Annotated in this window: 7 protein-coding genes and 1 pseudogene; 3 read left to right on the top strand and 5 right to left on the bottom strand. The window is 67.7% G+C overall.

All coding sequences use genetic code 11. The features are described from left to right. The 3 genes from Q6A47_RS22765 to Q6A47_RS22755 form a co-directional block, all read left to right on the top strand. Nucleotides 1-5,664 (top strand): non-ribosomal peptide synthetase (locus tag Q6A47_RS22765; protein WP_304485459.1); only part of this gene is annotated, 5,664 nt, incomplete at its 5' end. Between the two features lie 71 nt (nt 5,665-5,735). Next, complete coding sequence (gene macA, locus Q6A47_RS22760; protein WP_304485458.1) at nt 5,736-6,893, top strand: macrolide transporter subunit MacA; 1,158 nt, start codon at nt 5,736-5,738, stop codon at nt 6,891-6,893. Nucleotides 6,894-6,901: 8 nt separating this feature from the next. Continuing rightward, nucleotides 6,902-8,902, top strand: a complete 2,001-nt coding sequence (locus tag Q6A47_RS22755) for a MacB family efflux pump subunit (protein WP_304485460.1) — start codon at nt 6,902-6,904, stop codon at nt 8,900-8,902. A 14-nt stretch (nt 8,903-8,916) separates the two neighbouring features. Here Q6A47_RS22755 and Q6A47_RS22750 read toward each other — a convergent pair whose 3' ends face one another. The 5 genes and pseudogenes from Q6A47_RS22750 to Q6A47_RS22730 form a co-directional block, all read right to left on the bottom strand. Beyond that, a complete protein-coding gene (locus tag Q6A47_RS22750; protein ID WP_304485457.1) occupies nt 8,917-9,582 on the bottom strand; it encodes a helix-turn-helix transcriptional regulator in 666 nt (221 codons plus the stop codon). A gap of 230 nt (nt 9,583-9,812) precedes the next feature. Further along, nucleotides 9,813-11,228 (bottom strand): efflux transporter outer membrane subunit, encoded by a 1,416-nt coding sequence (locus tag Q6A47_RS22745; RefSeq protein ID WP_295483939.1) that lies wholly within the window; start codon nt 11,226-11,228, stop codon nt 9,813-9,815. Further along, on the bottom strand, nt 11,225-14,404 hold the full coding sequence (locus Q6A47_RS22740; protein WP_116888430.1) for an efflux RND transporter permease subunit: 3,180 nt from the start codon (nt 14,402-14,404) through the stop codon (nt 11,225-11,227). Before Q6A47_RS22740 ends, Q6A47_RS22745 begins: the two co-directional genes overlap by 4 nt. Nucleotides 14,405-14,416: 12 nt before the next feature. Next, nucleotides 14,417-15,658, bottom strand: coding sequence for a multidrug efflux RND transporter periplasmic adaptor subunit MexE (gene mexE / locus Q6A47_RS22735; RefSeq protein ID WP_304485456.1), 1,242 nt, complete (start codon nt 15,656-15,658; stop codon nt 14,417-14,419). A 211-nt stretch (nt 15,659-15,869) separates the two neighbouring features. Beyond that, a pseudogene (locus Q6A47_RS22730) lies at nt 15,870-16,097 on the bottom strand (DUF2388 domain-containing protein); the annotation flags it as partial. Nucleotides 16,098-16,222: the final 125 nt, after the last annotated feature.

Below are 16,222 nucleotides of genomic sequence, written 5' to 3'. Positions count from 1 at the left end.
GATGCGCAAGGTCAGCCGGTACCGCAAGGCGTGGCCGGCGAGCTGTACATCGGTGGCGTGCAGGTCGCCCGTGGCTACCTGAACCGCGATGATCTGAGCGCTGAGCGCTTCATCGATGACCCGTTCGGCACTCGACCCGGCGCGCGACTGTACCGTACCGGCGACCTGGCCCGGCATCTGGCCGACGGCACCCTGGAGTACCTGGGCCGCAACGACGACCAAGTGAAGATTCGCGGGTTGCGCATCGAGCTGGGCGAGATCCAGGCTTGCCTGACCCGTGTCGGGGGCGTCCAGGAGGCGGCCGTGCTGGCGCTGGACGTGCCGCCTTCGGGCAAGCGTCTGGTGGCCTACTACACCGGCGTCGAGCAGGACACCCAGGCGCTGCGCGCCGCGCTGTTGGGGCAACTCCCGGAGTTCATGGTCCCGGCGCAGTTCCTGCACCTGACGCGCCTGCCGTTGAGCCCCAACGGCAAGCTCGACCGCAAGGCGCTGCCGCAGCCGAAGGTCGAGGCCTTGCAGCAACAGGCCTATCACGCCCCGCAAGGGGCTGAAGAAACCCTGGTCGCTGAGCTGTGCGGTCAGTTGCTGGGGCTGGAACGTGTGGGGCGGCACGACAATTTCTTTACCCTGGGGGGCCATTCGCTGCTGGCGGTGACGCTGGTCGCCCGCCTGCGCGCGCGCGGCCTGGCGCTGGATATCCAGGCCCTGTTCAGCGCGCCGGACCTGGCGGCGCTGGCCGCCACGCTGCAGCCGCTGGAGCAGGTGCAAGTGCCGGCCAACCGCATCGCCGCCGACTGCACCCGTATCACCCCGGAACTGCTGCCTTTGGTCACCCTGGAGCAGGAGGCGATCGAGCGGATCGTCGCCCAGGTTGAGGGCGGCTGCGCCAATGTCCAGGACATCTACCCGCTGGGACCGCTGCAGACCGGCATGCTCTTCCATCACTTGGCCCACGAGGGAGAAGCGGCCTATGTGTTGCAGGCCGACTTCCGCCTGGCCGACCGCAGCCGTCTGCAACGTCTGCACCAGGCCTTGGATCACGTGATCGCGCGGCACGACAGCCTGCGCAGTGCATTCCACTGGCAGGGCCTGGCCGAGCCGGTGCAGGTGGTCTGGCGCCACGCGTCGCTGCAGGTGGTGCAGGCGGGGGATATCGCCGATGTCCGCCAGTTCGACCTGGGCCGGGCGCCGCTGCTGCGCCTGGTGCACCGCACCGACCCGGACAGCGGGCGGATCGACGCGAGCCTGCTGTTCCATCACCTGGTCATGGACCATGTGGCCCTGGCACTGCTGCGCAGCGAACTGCAAGCCTGTCTGCTCGATCAGGCTCAGCAACTGCCGGCGGCCGTGCCCTATCGCAACTACATCGCTCAGTTGCAGCACAGCCACGATCCGGCACGCGCCGAGGCGTTCTTCCGTGAACAGTTGGCGGACATCGACGAACCGACCCTGGCCTATGGCGGCCATGCCCGCCCGCACTTGGACGCCGTGACCGAGCACCATCAGCGACTGGACGCTGCGTTGAGTCGCCGGGTCCGTGAGCTGGCGCGCCAGCAGGGCGTCAGCGCTGCCAGCCTGATGCACCTGGCCTGGGCTCAGGTGCTCGGGCAATTGAGCGGACGCGATAGCGTGGTGTTCGGCACCGTGCTACTGGGCCGCCTGCGCGGTGGCGAGGGGGCCGAGCGGGGCCTTGGCGTGTACATCAACACCTTGCCGCTGCGCCTGGACTTGGCCGGGCAATCGGCCCAGGCCGCGTTGCAGCAGGCCCATGCCCGTTTGACCGGGCTGCTCGCCCACGAGCAGGCGCCGCTGGCCCTGGCCCAGCGCTGCAGTGCGCTGCCCAAGGGCGCGCCGCTGTTCAGCGCGTTGCTCAATTACCGGCATGGCACCCCGGCCGGCGCACACGATGACGAACGCGCGGCCTGGGACGGCATCGAGGTGGTGCAGGCGCAGGAGCGCAGCAACTATCCGTTGGCCCTGAGCATCGACGACCTTGGCGAGGGCTTCAGCCTGACGGCGCAGACCGAGCCCGGTATCGATGCGCGGCGCCTCTGCGGCTATCTGCAGCAGGGGCTCGAGGCGCTGTTGCAGGCGCTGGAAGGCGAGCGCCAGGCGGGGCTGGAACAGCTTTCGGTGGTGCCTGCCGACGAAGCGCAACGCCTGCGCGAACGCTTCAATGCCAGCGAACGCCGCTACCCCCGTGACCTGGCAGTGCACCGCCTGTTCGAGCAGCAGGTGGCGCGCCATCCGCTGGCCGTGGCGGCGCGCGAGCAGGACCGCAGCCTGACCTATGCCGAACTCAACGCCCAGGCCAACCGCCTGGCCCATTACCTGATCGAACAGGGCGTGGCGCCGGGTGACCACGTCGCGCTGCTGCTGCCGCGTTCGCTGGAACTGCTGCAAGCGCAGTTGGCCGTGGCCAAATGCGGCGCCGCCTATGTGCCGCTGGACATCCAGGCGCCCGCCGAGCGCCAGGGCTACATGGTGCAGGACTGCCAGGCTGTGGCGCTGATCTGTACCAGCGACGCGCGCCTGGGCTACCGTGCCCGGCGCATCGACCTCGACCGGCTGGACCTTTCCGGCCAGCCGGAGCACAACCCCGGTCTGGCCCAGGGCGGCGACAGCGTGGCCTATGTGATGTACACCTCCGGTTCCACCGGGGCGCCGAAGGGCGTGCGCGTGGCCCATCGCGGCATCGCCCGCCTGGTGCTCGACGACGGCTACGCCGATTTCAGCGCCCAGGACCGTATTGCCTTCGCCGCCAACCCGGCCTTCGATGCCAGCACCGTGGAGGTCTGGGGCGCCTTGCTCAACGGCGGCCAGGTGCTGGTGATCGACCCGGACACGCTGCTCGACCCCGTGCGCCTGGGGCGTGCGCTGGACGAGGGTGGGGCGACGGTGATGTTCGTCACCACCGCGCTGTTCAACCAGTACGTGCAGATGATCCCGCAGGTGCTGGCTGGGCTGCGGGTGCTGATGTGTGGTGGCGAGCGCGCCGACCCCGAGGCCTTCCGCAGCCTCTTGGCCCAGGCCCCGGCGTTGCGTCTGGTGCACTGCTACGGCCCCACCGAGACCACCACCTACGCCACCGCCGGACAGATCCGCGAGCTGCCGGCAGAGGCCGAGCAGGTGCCCATCGGCACGCCCATTGGTGGTACCCAGGTGCATGTGCTGGACACCCATCGGCGCCCGGTACCACTGGGCGCGGTGGGCGAGTTGTACATCGGCGGCGACGGCGTGGCGCTGGGCTACCTGAACCGCCCCGAGCTCACCGCCGAACGCTTCCTCGACGATCCCTTCAGCGCGCGGTCTGGCGCGCGGCTGTACCGCACCGGCGATCTGGGCCGTTGGCGCGACGACGGCCAACTCGAATGCCTGGGGCGCAACGACGATCAGGTGAAGATCCGTGGCTTGCGCATCGAACTGGGCGAGATCGAACACCACCTGGCCCAGTGCCCCGGCATCAACGAGGTGGTGGTCATGGCGCAGGGGCTTGCTCCGGGCCAGTCGGCGCGTCTGGTCGCCTGGTTCACGGTCCAGGACCCGAGCCTGGAGGTCGGCGCCGTGCGCAGTTGGCTGCAGACGCGTTTGCCCGCCTACATGCTGCCCTCGGCCTGGCTGCGGCTCGATGCACTGCCTTTGACCAACAACGGCAAGATCGACCGCAAGGCGTTGCCGCAGCCTTCGCCCCAGGACCTGCTGGAGAGCCTGTACCAGGCCCCGGCCACGGCGCTGGAGCGGCAGTTGGCCGCGCTGTGGGCGCCGGTGCTGGAGGTCGAACGGGTGGGGCGGCATGACAGCTTCTTCGACCTGGGCGGCCACTCGCTGTTGGCGATCCGCTTGATCGGCCTGCTGCGCGAGCAGGGGCTGACGGTGTCGCTGGCCGAGCTGTTCCAGCACCCCAGCGTGGCCGCCCTGGCGCAGCACCTGGACAGCGGCGCAGACGCCAACGCCGAGGCCTTGGTCTGCGTGCGTGCCGAGGGCCGCGAGCCTGCGCTGTTCCTGATTCACGAATTCAGCGGCATGGACTTCTACTTCCCGGTGCTGGGCCGCGCCCTGGACGGCGACTTCCCGATCTACGGCGTGCCGGGCCTGGCCTTGGGCCAGGCCCAGCCCGACACGCTGGAAGCCTTGGCCCGCGCGCAGATCGAGCGCATCCGCCAGGTACAGCCGCAGGGGCCGTACCGCCTGGCTGGCTGGTCCTTCGGCGGCCTGCTGGCCTATGAGATCGCCGCGCAACTGCTCGGGGCCGACCAGTCCGTCGAGTTTCTGGGCCTGATCGACACCTGGCAGCCGCGCTGGGTGGACCAGGGCAAGGCGCGCTGGCAGGGGGCACGGGTGCTGCAACGGCAATTGCTGCTGCACTGCGCCGGCTACTGGCAGGGTCAGGGCACCGAGGGCGCCGCGCAGTTGGCCCAGGTACAGGCGCTGGATGACGGGCAGGCGTCGTTCGCCGTGTTGCTGACGGCCTGCCGCGAGCAAGGCTTGCTCTATCCCGAGCTGGCCACGGCCGACGATGAGCAATTGCAGTGGTTCTTCGAACGCGAGCTGGCCCACGCCCACGCCATGGCGCATTACCGTCCCGAAGCCTTGGGTATCGCCATCCATCTGTTCCAGGCCTGCGACAGCCGCCGTCACCATGGCGACGTGGCGCACCTGGGCTGGGACCGTACGGTGCCGGCGGGCCAGTTGCGCTGTATCGAAGTGCCGGGCGATCACCTGAGCATGATGCAGGCGCCGCACGTGCAGGCGCTCGGCTGCGCGCTGGGCGAAGCCTTGCAGGCCGCCCGTGGCGGCGAGTGTGCGCCATGGGCCGATTTCCAGCCGCTGGTGGCGATCCAGAGCGGGCAGGGTGGATACGCCCCGGTGTTCTGTCTGCCGGGTGCAGGCGACAGCGTCACCCGCTTCATCGGCCTGGCCGAAGCGCTGGGCAGCGAGTGGCCGGTGTACGGTCTGCAATCGCGCGGGCTGGACGCTGCCGCCCCGCCGCATAGCAGCATCGAGGCGGCGGCAGCCTGTCATGTGCGGGCCATCGAGGCGCTGCATCCGCATGGGCCGCTGAACCTGGTCGGGCATTCGTTCGGCGGCTGGGTGGCGCATGCCGTGGCGGTGCGTTTGCAGGCCCAGGGGCGCGAGGTGCGCTCGCTGACCCTGATCGACAGCGAAGCGCCTGGCAGCGACAGCGTCTGTGGTCGGCCTTACACCGCCACGGCGGCGCTGCAACGGCTGATCGAGTCGCTGCAACTGTCCAGCGGGCGCGACTTGCAGCTCGACCGCGATGCCTTCGCCGCATTGGACGACGCGCAGCAACTGTCGACCTTGCACCAGGCCATGGTGCGGGTCGGCCTGATGCCCGCGCGGTCTTCGCTGCAGGCCCTGCAGGGCATCGCCCGCACGTTCGCCAGCGCGCTGCGCACCCCGTACCTGGCGCCGGGTGTCTACAGCGGCCCGGTGAGCCTGGTGCTGGTGGCCGACGCGACCCTGGATGCCGCCGGCAACCAGCGCGAGCAGGCCGCCATGCAGGCCGGCTGGCAGCGTGTACTGCCGCAATTGACGCTATGGCACGGCCCGGGCAACCACTACAGCATCCTCAAGACGCCCGAGGTATTCAGCCTGGCGGCCTGGTGGCATGACGGTCAGCGCTTGGTACGGGTGACTCCTTGATCGCGTAGGGGCTGGGCAGCCCCCGCGCTGCCCAGTTCCACGCCTGCATTGGCAATGGAAAACGAGTGCTTATGGACAAGAATGGATTTCGCAAGGTCGGCCTGGCCTGCGCTCTGGCCCTGGTGGCCGGCATCGCCCTGTACGCGGTGCAGGCGCCGGCCAAGGCGCCGCGCTACATCACCGCCACGGTCGAACGCGGCGACATCGAGAATGCGGTATTGGCCACGGGGGTGCTCGAAGGCATCCGCCAGGTGGATGTCGGCGCCCAGGTATCCGGGCAGTTGCGCTCGCTGAAGGTCAAGCTGGGCGACAAGGTGAGCAAGGGCCAGTGGCTGGCCGAGATCGACCCGCTGGTGCTGCGCAACACCCTGCGTCAGGCTCAGGTCGACGAGGAAAAGCTGCAGGCCGAGCGGCGCTCGACCTTGGCCCGGGTCAACCAGACGCGGCGGGTGTACGAGCGCTACCAGGCGCTGCAGGACGACGAGTCGATCTCGCGCCAGGACTTCGAGAACGCCGAGTCCGAGTATCAGGTGCAGCAGGCCACCCTCAACTCGCTGGACGCGCAGATCAAGAGCGCCCAGGTGCAGATCGACACGGCCAAGGTCAACCTGGACTACACCCGCATCAGCGCGCCGATCGACGGCGATGTGGTGGGCATCGTCACCCAGCAAGGCCAGACCGTGATCGCCCAGCAACTGGCGCCGGTGATCCTCAAACTCGCCGACCTGGACACCATGACGGTCAAGGCGCAGGTCTCGGAAGCCGACGTGATCCACATCACGCCGGGGCAGCCGGTGTACTTCACCATCCTCGGCGAGGACCGCCGCTACTACGCCACCTTGCGCGGCACGGAACCGGCGCCGCAGAACTACCTGGAAAGCAGCGACCGCAGCGGCGCCGCCGCGCCCAAGCAGAACACCGCGGTGTTCTACAACGCGCTGTTCGAGGTGCCCAACCCCGACCATCGCTTGCGCATTGCCATGACCGCCCAGGTGCGCATCGTGCTGGCCACTGCCGAAGCGGTGCTCACCGTGCCGGTGGCGGCGCTCGGGCCGGGCGAGGGCGAGGGTCGCTTCGCCGTGCGTGTGCTCGATGACAAAGGTTTCGCCCAGGTGCGCCAGGTCCAGGCCGGGATCAACAACAACGTCAGGGTCGAGATCAAGCAAGGCCTGGCCGAAGGCGACCGGGTGGTGATCGGCGAGCCGATCGGCGATGCGGCGGGGGCGTGAGCATGAACATGAACGTCGCGCCCGGTGCGCAGCGCACACCCGTGCAAATCGCCGCGCAGCCGTTGCTGCGCCTGGAGGGCGTGAGCCGCCGTTTCATGGCGGGAGACCGCGAGTTTCTCGCCCTGCGCCACATCGACCTGGACATTCACGCCGGCGAGCTGGTGGCGATCATCGGCGCCTCCGGTTCGGGCAAGTCGACGCTGATGAACATCCTGGGGTGCCTCGACCACGCCAGCGCCGGTTCCTACCAGGTCGATGGTCAGGAAACCCGCGACATGGATGACGAGGCCCTGGCCGCGTTGCGCCGGGACCATTTCGGCTTCATTTTCCAGCGTTACCACCTGCTGCCGCACCTGGACGCGCTGCGCAACGTCGAGATTCCCGCGGTGTACGCCGGCACGCCTTCGGCGCAGCGTCACCAGCGCGCCGAAGAGCTGCTGCGGCGCTTGGGCCTGGGCGGGCACTTGAGTCATCGCCCCAGCCAACTGTCGGGCGGCCAGCAGCAGCGGGTGAGTATCTGTCGCGCCTTGATGAACGGTGGCGAGGTGATCCTCGCCGACGAGCCGACCGGGGCGCTGGACACCGCCAGCGGCAAGGAAGTGATGGCGATCCTGCTGGAACTGCACGGTGCCGGGCACACGGTGATCCTGGTGACCCATGATCCGAAGGTCGCGGCCCATGCCCAGCGGATCATCGAAGTGAGCGATGGGCAGATCGTCAGCGACCGGCGCAACCCGGCGCAGGCGGCGCCCGCTGCGGTGGCGGCCGAGCCCCAGCGCCAGCCTCGTCCGACGTGGCGTCTGGTGGCCAACCTGGGCCTGTTCCGCGAGGCCTTCAACATGGCCTGGATCGCCTTGGTCTCGCACCGCATGCGCACCTTGCTGACCATGCTTGGCATCGTCATCGGCATCACGTCGGTGGTGTCGATCTCGGCCATCGGCGAAGGCGCCAAGGGCTACGTGCTCAAGGACATCCAGGCGATCGGCAGCAACACCATCGACATCTATTCGGGGAGCAACTTCGGGGACAGTCGAGCCAAAAGCATCGAGACCTTGGTGCTCGGCGACGTGCAGGCGCTGAACCAGCTGTACTACGTCGACAGCGCCACCCCGGTGATCGGCCGCAGCCTGCTGGTGCGCTACCGCAACATCGACCTGGACGTGCAGCTCAACGGCGTCAGCGAGCGCTATTTCCAGGTGCGCAACATCGAGCTGGCGGCCGGCATCGCCTTCAGCGAGAGCGATGCCCGGCGCCAGGCCCAGGTCGTGGTGATCGACCACAACACGCGCCAGCGGCTGTTCGGCGCAGGCGTCGATCCGCTCGGTCAAGTGATTCTGATCGGCAACCTGCCGTGCACGGTGATCGGGGTGACCAAGGACACCAAGAACCTGTTCGCCGCCGGCAATGCGCTGAACGTCTGGGTGCCCTACGAGACCGCCGCCGGGCGGGTGCTCGGCCAGCGTCACCTGGACAGCATCAGCGTGCGGATCAAGGACGGCATTCCCAGCCAGCGGGTGGATCAGGAGGTCAACGCGCTGATGCTGCAGCGCCATGGCAGCAAGGATTTCTTCACCAACAACCTGGACAGCATCATGCAGACGGTGCAGAAGACCAGCCGCTCGCTGACCTTGCTGTTGTCGCTGATCGCAGTGATTTCGCTGGTGGTCGGTGGCATCGGGGTGATGAACATCATGCTGGTGTCGGTCACCGAGCGCACCCGTGAGATCGGCATCCGCATGGCGGTGGGGGCGCGGCAGTCGGATATCCGCCAGCAATTTTTGGTAGAGGCGGTGATGGTGTGTCTTTTTGGCGGGCTGGTGGGCATCGGCCTGTCGTATGGGATCGGCTACCTGTTCACGCTGTTCGTCCAGCAGTGGCAGATGGTCTTCTCACCGGCATCGATCGCCACGGCGTTCGCCTGCTCCACCTTGATCGGCGTGCTGTTCGGCTTCGTGCCGGCACGCAACGCGGCGCGCCTGGACCCCATCGAGGCGCTGGCGCGGGATTGAGTCGAGCGTCGGCGTCAGTTCGCGGCCGGGCCTTGGGGGTCGGCCGCGTACATCCACTTCATCAGCGAGTGACGCCCGCCGATGCCCAGCTTGATCGCGGCGCGGCGCAGGTAGCTTTCCACGGTGTTGACCTTGAGCTGCAGGTGCTCGGCCTGCTGCGGCGCGGTGCGTCCTGCCAGCAGGCCCAGGCACACCTGCAATTCGCGGTTGGACAGGCTCAGGCCGGCCTGGTCGAGGCGTTCCTGGAAGCGCCGTTGCAGGTTGTCGGCGCTGTTGCGCTCGGCAAGGTTGGGCTGCAACGCTTCCAGGTGCTTGTGCAGCATGGGCAGCAGCAACGGCGAGATGTCCAGCAGGCGGTCGCGCTCGCAGGCCGAGAACGCCGCGTCGTCGGCGCGCAGCACGTGCAGTTCGTAGTGATAGTCGGGGGTACGCCGCACCAGGTGCAGACGCGCGGGGGCGATCAGTTCCAGCCCGTCCTGTTCGGCGCCGCTGAACACGGTTTCGCTGAGCAGGGTGGTGCTGTGGCCGTTGGCGCTGGAGGCCGGGCGCACCTGGCGGATGTGCGTGGCGTCGACGCTCAGGTGGGTTTGGATCAGGTCATGCAGCAGGCGCGGAAACTGGCGGCTGCCGGTGCTGGCAATGACTTTGCCGACTTGCGGGAAGAACAGGTGCGAATTCATCGTGGCATCCATGGGTGGGTGAATCGTCCTGGTGTCGCTGTCGGATAATAGCACATAGCTATCATTCCGATTGGCTTAGGTCGCTATCCTAGTACAACGATTCAGTAGGTGCCTTAACAAATGGCCGTGCTGGAGTGGCTGGATAAAAAGAGCCCCGCTGACCGAGGCCGGCGGGGCTAAGGGCTGGTGGAGATCCACCAAAGGAGTCGTTGCAGGCGCTGCCGGGAACGTTACTTCACGCTGGCGACGGTCTCCGGCTGCCAGCCGCCCCCCAGGGCCTTGTAGATCGAGACGATGCCGCGGTACAGCTCCACTTCGCCCTGGGCCTGGGCGTCTTCGGCCGCCAGTTTTTCCCGTTCGGCATCGAGCAGCACCAGGTAATCGGCGGTGCCTTCGCGATAGCGGATCGAGGCCAGCTCCGCCGCCTTGCGGCTGGCGTCGCTCTGGCGCATCAGCGACAGCAGGCGCTGCTGGCGCTTGCCGTAGTCGCTGAAGGCGTTCGACGATTCTTCCAGGGCCAGCAACACCTGCTGCTCATAGCTGGCCAGGGCACCCTCGGCGTCGGCCTTGGCGCCGCGCAGTCGCGCACGCACGCTGCCCAGGTCGAAGGCCGCCCAAGTGATGCTCGGGCCCAGTGCCCAGGCGTTGGCCGCCGAAGCGCCGATCTGCGAACCGCGTCCGGCGGTGAAACCCAGGAAGCCGCTGAGGCTGACCCGGGGGAACAGGTCGGCGGTGGCCACGCCCACATCGGCCGTGGCGGCGGCGAGCTGGCGCTCGGCGCGGCGAATGTCCGGACGGCGGCGCAGCAGCTCGCCCGGATCACCCACCGGCAGGGCCTTGGCGATGGCCGGCAGTTGCCTGGGCGAGAGGTCCACGCTCAGGGCGTCCGGGCGCTGACCCAGCAGGGTGGCGATGCGGTTGCGGGCGCGCACCTGTTCGGCTTGCAGTTGCGGCACGCTGGCCTCCACCGCCGCCAGCCGCGCGTCGGCGCGCACCACATCCAGTTCGTTACCCACGCCGGTGTCGCGCAGGGTCACGGTGATGCGCCGCGAATCCTGCTGGGTCTGCAGGTTGGCCAGGGCGATGGTTTCGCGCAACTGGGCGCCACGCAGTTGACCATAGGCGTCGACCAGCTCGGCGATCAGGCTGACCTGCAACTGCTGCAGATCGGCAAGGGCTGCGTCTTCGCGGGCCGCGCTGGCCTCGATGCGCCGCTGGATGCGGCCGAACAGGTCGAGCTCCCAGGCCATGTCCAGGCCCAGGTCGTAGCGCTCTTGGTTGACCCGGCGATCGGTCTGACCCGGCACCTGGCCCTTGCCGATCTCGCTGCTGGCGCGGCTGGTGACTACCGGCAGGTCGTCGTTGTCGGCGTCCTCGCGGATCGCCCGCGCGGCCTTGAGTCGGGCGAAGGCCACGCGCAGGTCGCGGTTACCCTGCAGCGACGCCTGCACCAACTGGTCCAGGGTCGGGTCGTCGAACTGTTTCCACCAACGGCTTTCGAAGCGGCTGCGGTCCAGGGTCTGCGCCGCTGCGGCGCTGTCCAGCCGCGCCGGGGCGGTGTCCGGCGCGTGGTAGTCCGGGCCCACCGCACAGGCCGCCAGGGCCAGCGCCAGCAGGCTCGGGGTCAGGGGTTTGAGCAGGCTCATGCAGGATTCTCCAGGGTGTGCGCAGGCTCGGCGGTGCCAGCCTGACGGCGGGCGACCCGGCGGCGGATCAGGTTGAAGAACACCGGCGTCAGGAACAGGCCGAACACGGTCACCCCGATCATCCCGGAGAACACTGCCACGCCCATGGCATGGCGCATCTCGGCGCCGGCACCGGAGGAGAACACCAGCGGCACCACGCCCATGATGAAGGCGATGGAGGTCATCAGGATCGGCCGCAGACGCAGGCGGCAGGCTTCCAGGACCGCGGCCAGTGGGTCGAGGCCCTCGGCTTGTTTGTCCTTGGCGAACTCGACGATGAGGATGGCGTTCTTGCACGCCAGGCCCACCAGCACGATCAAGCCGATCTGGGTGAAGATGTTGTTGTCACCGCCGGAGATGATCACCCCAGTGATGGCCGACAGCAGGGTCATCGGCACGATCAGGATCACCGCCAGCGGCAGGCTCCAGCTTTCGTACTGCGCGGCCAGTACCAGGAACGCCAGCAGCACGCACAGCGGGAAGACGAACAACGCGGTGTTGCCGGCCAGGATCTGCTGGTAGGTCAGGTCGGTCCATTCGTAGGTCATGCCATTGGGCAATTCCTGCTTGAGCAGCTTCTCGATCGCCGCTTCGGCCTGACCCGAGCTGTAGCCGGGGGCTGCCGCGCCGTTGATCTCGGCGGTGATGAAGCCGTTGTAGTGCATGACCCGATCAGGCCCGGAGGTGTCGCTGACCTTGAGGAAGGTGGCCAGCGGAATCATCTCGCCCAGGTTGTTGCGCACCTTCAACTGGCCGATCTGCTCGGCGTCGAGGCGGAACTGTTGTTCGGCCTGGACGTTGACCTGGTAGGTGCGACCGAAGCGGTTGAAGTCGTTGGTGTACAACGAGCCCAGGTAGACCTGCAGGGTGTCGAAGATGTCGTTGATCGCCACCCCGTGGGTCTTGGCCTTTTCCCGGTCGATGGCGGCATCGACCTGCGGCACGTTGACCTGGTAGCTGGTGAACAGCCCGGCCAGTTCAGGCACCTCGCGGCTTTTGGCGATGATGTTCTGGGTTTCCTTGTACAGTGCCTCGTAGCCCAGGTTGCCGCGGTCCTCGATCTGCAGGCGGAAGCCGCCGATGGTGCCCAGGCCCTGAACCGGCGGCGGTGGGAAGATTGCGATGTAGGCGTCCTGGATGTCGGCGAACTGCGCGTTCAGCGCCGCAGCGATGGCACCGGCCGACTGGCTGGGGTCGCGACGCTCGTCGAACGGCTTGAGCGGGGTGAACACGATGCCGCTGTTGGGGCTGTTGGTGAAACCGTTGATCGACAGGCCCGGGAAGGCCACCGAGTCGGCTACACCGGGTTGCTTGAGGGCGATCTCGCTCATGCGCTTGATCACCGCCTCGGTGCGGTCGAGGCTGGCCGCGTCGGGCAGTTGCGCGAAGGCCACCAGGTACTGCTTGTCCTGCGCCGGGACGAAGCCGGTCGGCGTCGAGGAGAAGCCCAGGTAGGTCAGGCCGATCAGGCCGGCGTAGACGAACAGGGCAATGCCGCTGGAGCGGATGACCCGGCGCACGCCGCCCACGTAGCGATGGCTGGCGCGGTCGAAGAAGCGGTTGAAGGGGGCGAACAGCCAACTGCCCAGCAGCCGGTCGAGCACCCGCGAGAAACGGTCCTTCGGTGCGTGGTGCTCTTTGAGCAGCACGGCCGCCAGGGCCGGCGACAGGGTCAGCGAGTTGAACGCTGAGATCACCGTGGAGATAGCAATGGTCAGGGCGAACTGCTTGTAGAACTGACCGGTGAGGCCGGAGATGAATGCGGCCGGTACGAATACCGCGCACAGCACCAGGGCGGTGGCGATGATCGGCCCGGTGACCTCGCTCATGGCTTTCTGCGTGGCCTCCAGGGGCTTGAGGCCCAGGGCGATGTTGCGCTCGACGTTTTCCACCACGACGATGGCGTCGTCCACCACGATGCCGATGGCCAGCACCAGGCCGAACAGCGACAGGGCGTTGAGCGAAAAGCCGAACAGGTGCATCACTGCAAAGGTGCCGATCAGCGATACCGGCACCGCCATCAGCGGAATGATCGAGGCGCGCCAGGTCTGCAGGAACAGGATCACCACCAGCACCACCAGCACCAGGGCTTCGAACAGGGTGTGTACCACCGCTTCGATGGAGCCACGGACGAACACAGTGGGGTCGTAGACGATGCTGTAGTCCATGCCCTCGGGGAAGTCCTTCTTCAGCTCGGCCATCTTGGCCCGCACTTCGTCGGAGATCTCGATGGCGTTGGAGCCAGGGCGTTGGAAGATCGGGATGGCCACCGCCGGCTGGTTGTTCAGCAGCGAGCGCAGGGCGTATTGGCTGGAGCCCAGCTCGACCCGAGCGATGTCTTTCAGACGGGTGATCTCGCCGTCGGCACCGGCGCGGATGATGATGTTCTCGAACTCCTCCTCGCTGACCAGGCGGCCCTGGGTGTTGATCGACAGTTGGAAGCTGGTGGAGCCGGGCGCGGGCGGCGCGCCGAGCTGGCCGGCGGCGACCTGGCGGTTCTGCTCGCGGATCGCCGCGACCACGTCGCTGGCGGTGAGGTTGCGCGAGGCGGTCTTGTTCGGGTCGAGCCACACGCGCAGCGAGTAATCGCCCATGCCGAACAGTTGCACGTCGCCCACGCCGCCCAGGCGCGCCAACTCGTCCTTGATGTTGAGGATGGCGTAGTTGGACAGGTAGAGCATGTCGTAGCGCTGGTCCGGCGAGGTCAGGTGCACGACCATGGTCAGGTCGGGCGAGGCCTTGTCGACGGTGATGCCGATGCGTGTGACTTCCTCCGGCAGCTTGGGCTGGGTGCGGGTCACGCGGTTCTGTACCTGTACCTGGGCGTTGTCCAGGTCGGTGCCCAGGGCGAAGGTGATGGTCAGCGTGAGCTTGCCGTCGGCGGTGGATTGCGAGGACATGTACAGCATGTTCTCGACCCCGGTGATCGCCTGTTCAAGCGGCGCGGCGACGGTTTCGCCGATGACCTTGGGGTTGGCACCGGGGAAGTTGGCGCGCACCACCACCGTGGGTGGCACCACTTCGGGGTATTCGCTGATCGGCAGTTGGAACAGCGAGATCGCACCGGCGATCAGCAGGACCAGCGACAGCACGGCGGCGAAGATCGGCCGGGTGATGAAGAATTTCGAGAAGTTCATGGGTGTCGTCCCTTAACCGCGCGGTGCTGGGGCACTGGCGACTTTCACGGTCGAGCCGGCCACGGCCGGTGCGGGGTTGCTGGCTTGCAGCGCCTCACGCTGGCGGGCGAGGGTGGCCAGGGTGTCGTCGCTGGCCATCGGCGTTTCCTGGGGTGTGACCGGCGAGCCGGGACGCACGCGCTGCAGGCCCTTGACGACGATGCGCTCGTCCTTGTTCAGGCCGCTGCGCACGATGCGCAGGCCTTCGAGCTTGGGCCCCAATTCCACCGCGCGGTAGGTGGCCTTGTTGTCTTGGTCCATGACCAGCACGAATTTCTTGCCCAGGTCGGTGCCGACGGCTTCGTCGTTGATCAGCATGGCGTCGTACTGGGCGCTGCCGACCAGCTTCAAGCGGGCGTACAGGCCGGGGGTGAACTGGCCGCCGCGGTTGTCGAACACGGCGCGGCCACGGATGGTGCCGGTGCGTGGGTTGACCTGGTTGTCGACGAAGTTCATCTGGCCCAGGTGTGGGTTGCCGGCTTCGTTGGTCAGGCCCAGGTACACCGGGGTGCTCTGGCCGCGCTGGCCCTGGCGAGCGAGCTGGGTGTACTTGAGGTAGACGCGTTCGTCGGCGTCGAAATAGGCGTAGACCTTGTCGGTGGAGACCACGCTGGTCAGCGGCGTGACGTCGGCAGTGACGATGTTGCCGGCGGTGAACTCGGCGCGGCTGACGCGACCACTGATCGGCGAGGTGACGCGGGTGAAACTCAGGTTCAGGCGGGCCAGGTCCAACTGCGCCTGAATGGCTTCGACCCCGGCACGCGCTTCGGCGGCGGCGCTGCTGCGCGACTCGGCCAGTTCGGCGGAGATGGCGTTGCTGTCACGCAGGCGCTCGCCGCGACGGGCTTCGTTGGCGCTGCGGGTGGCACTGGCCTTGGCTTGTTGCAGTTGTGCTTCGAGGCGGCGGACTTCGGCCTGGAAGGGGCGTGGGTCGATCTGGAACAGCAGGTCGCCCTTGTTGACCTGGGCGCCTTCGGTGAAGGCCACGCGGTCGATCTGTCCGGATACGCGCGGGCGCACCTCGACGGTTTCCGGCGCTTCCAGGCGGCCCGTAAATTCGTCCCATTCGTTGATCGGCTGCTCGATCACCTTGGCCACGCTGACGGTGGGCGCGGCGGGTGCTTGCGTGGCGTCAGGGGTCTTGCCGCAGGCGCTGATCACCGCCACTGCCAGGGCAGCGAGGGGAAGGCGCAGGGCCTTGAATGAAGGTTCCATGGAGAACTCCGCCAATGTAGGAATAGTGGGCGGATTCTGCGAGCGTCAGGCGACGGTAACGAATCGAATGACTCGAAGGTCACTATCAAGCTGATTGATAGATTGGCTGAATGGATCGATAGCAGAGTGGCGAATGGGGCGGCAGGTCGAGTGCATCTGCGGTCTGACGCTGCTGTGCAGGAGCGGGCGAGCCCGCTCCTGGATAGGCGGGTTACTGTTCTGCCAGCAGGTCATCCTGCGACAGCAGCGCCTGGGCCAGCTCTTCGTCGCTGACCTGCAGGCCGGGATGACTTTGCCGCGCCCGCTGCAGCGCGGCGTCGACATAGACCCCACGGATCGCACCACCGCTGGCCACGAACGATGACAGTTCGTCGCGGGCAGGGATGATCCGTTTGTCGTCCTTGAAGGTGGAATACAGCGACGCCGAGACACCCGCCGAGGGGGGGGGGGGGGGGGGGGGGCCCCCGCGCCGCCCCCCCCCCCCCCCCCCGCCCCCCGGCCTTGCCCCAACCAGCGGGGGGTTGGGGCGCCCTTCGCGCCCAAACCGCCCGCCCCACCCGGGCG

Source organism: Pseudomonas boreofloridensis (assembly GCF_030580795.1).
In the GTDB taxonomy this organism is placed as follows: Bacteria; Pseudomonadota; Gammaproteobacteria; order Pseudomonadales; family Pseudomonadaceae; genus Aquipseudomonas; species Aquipseudomonas boreofloridensis.
This window is presented reverse-complemented; position numbering and strand designations above follow the sequence as displayed.

Bases quoted from the DNA above. Each gene is read 5' to 3' on its own strand.
- macA (WP_304485458.1), top strand. From the start codon at position 5,736: ATGGACAAGAATGGATTTCGCAAGGTCGGCCTGGCCTGCGCTCTGGCC.
- Q6A47_RS22755 (WP_304485460.1), top strand. From the start codon at position 6,902: ATGAACGTCGCGCCCGGTGCGCAGCGCACACCCGTGCAAATCGCCGCG.
- Q6A47_RS22750 (WP_304485457.1), bottom strand. From the start codon at position 9,582: ATGAATTCGCACCTGTTCTTCCCGCAAGTCGGCAAAGTCATTGCCAGC.
- Q6A47_RS22745 (WP_295483939.1), bottom strand. From the start codon at position 11,228: ATGAGCCTGCTCAAACCCCTGACCCCGAGCCTGCTGGCGCTGGCCCTG.
- Q6A47_RS22740 (WP_116888430.1), bottom strand. From the start codon at position 14,404: ATGAACTTCTCGAAATTCTTCATCACCCGGCCGATCTTCGCCGCCGTG.
- mexE (WP_304485456.1), bottom strand. From the start codon at position 15,658: ATGGAACCTTCATTCAAGGCCCTGCGCCTTCCCCTCGCTGCCCTGGCA.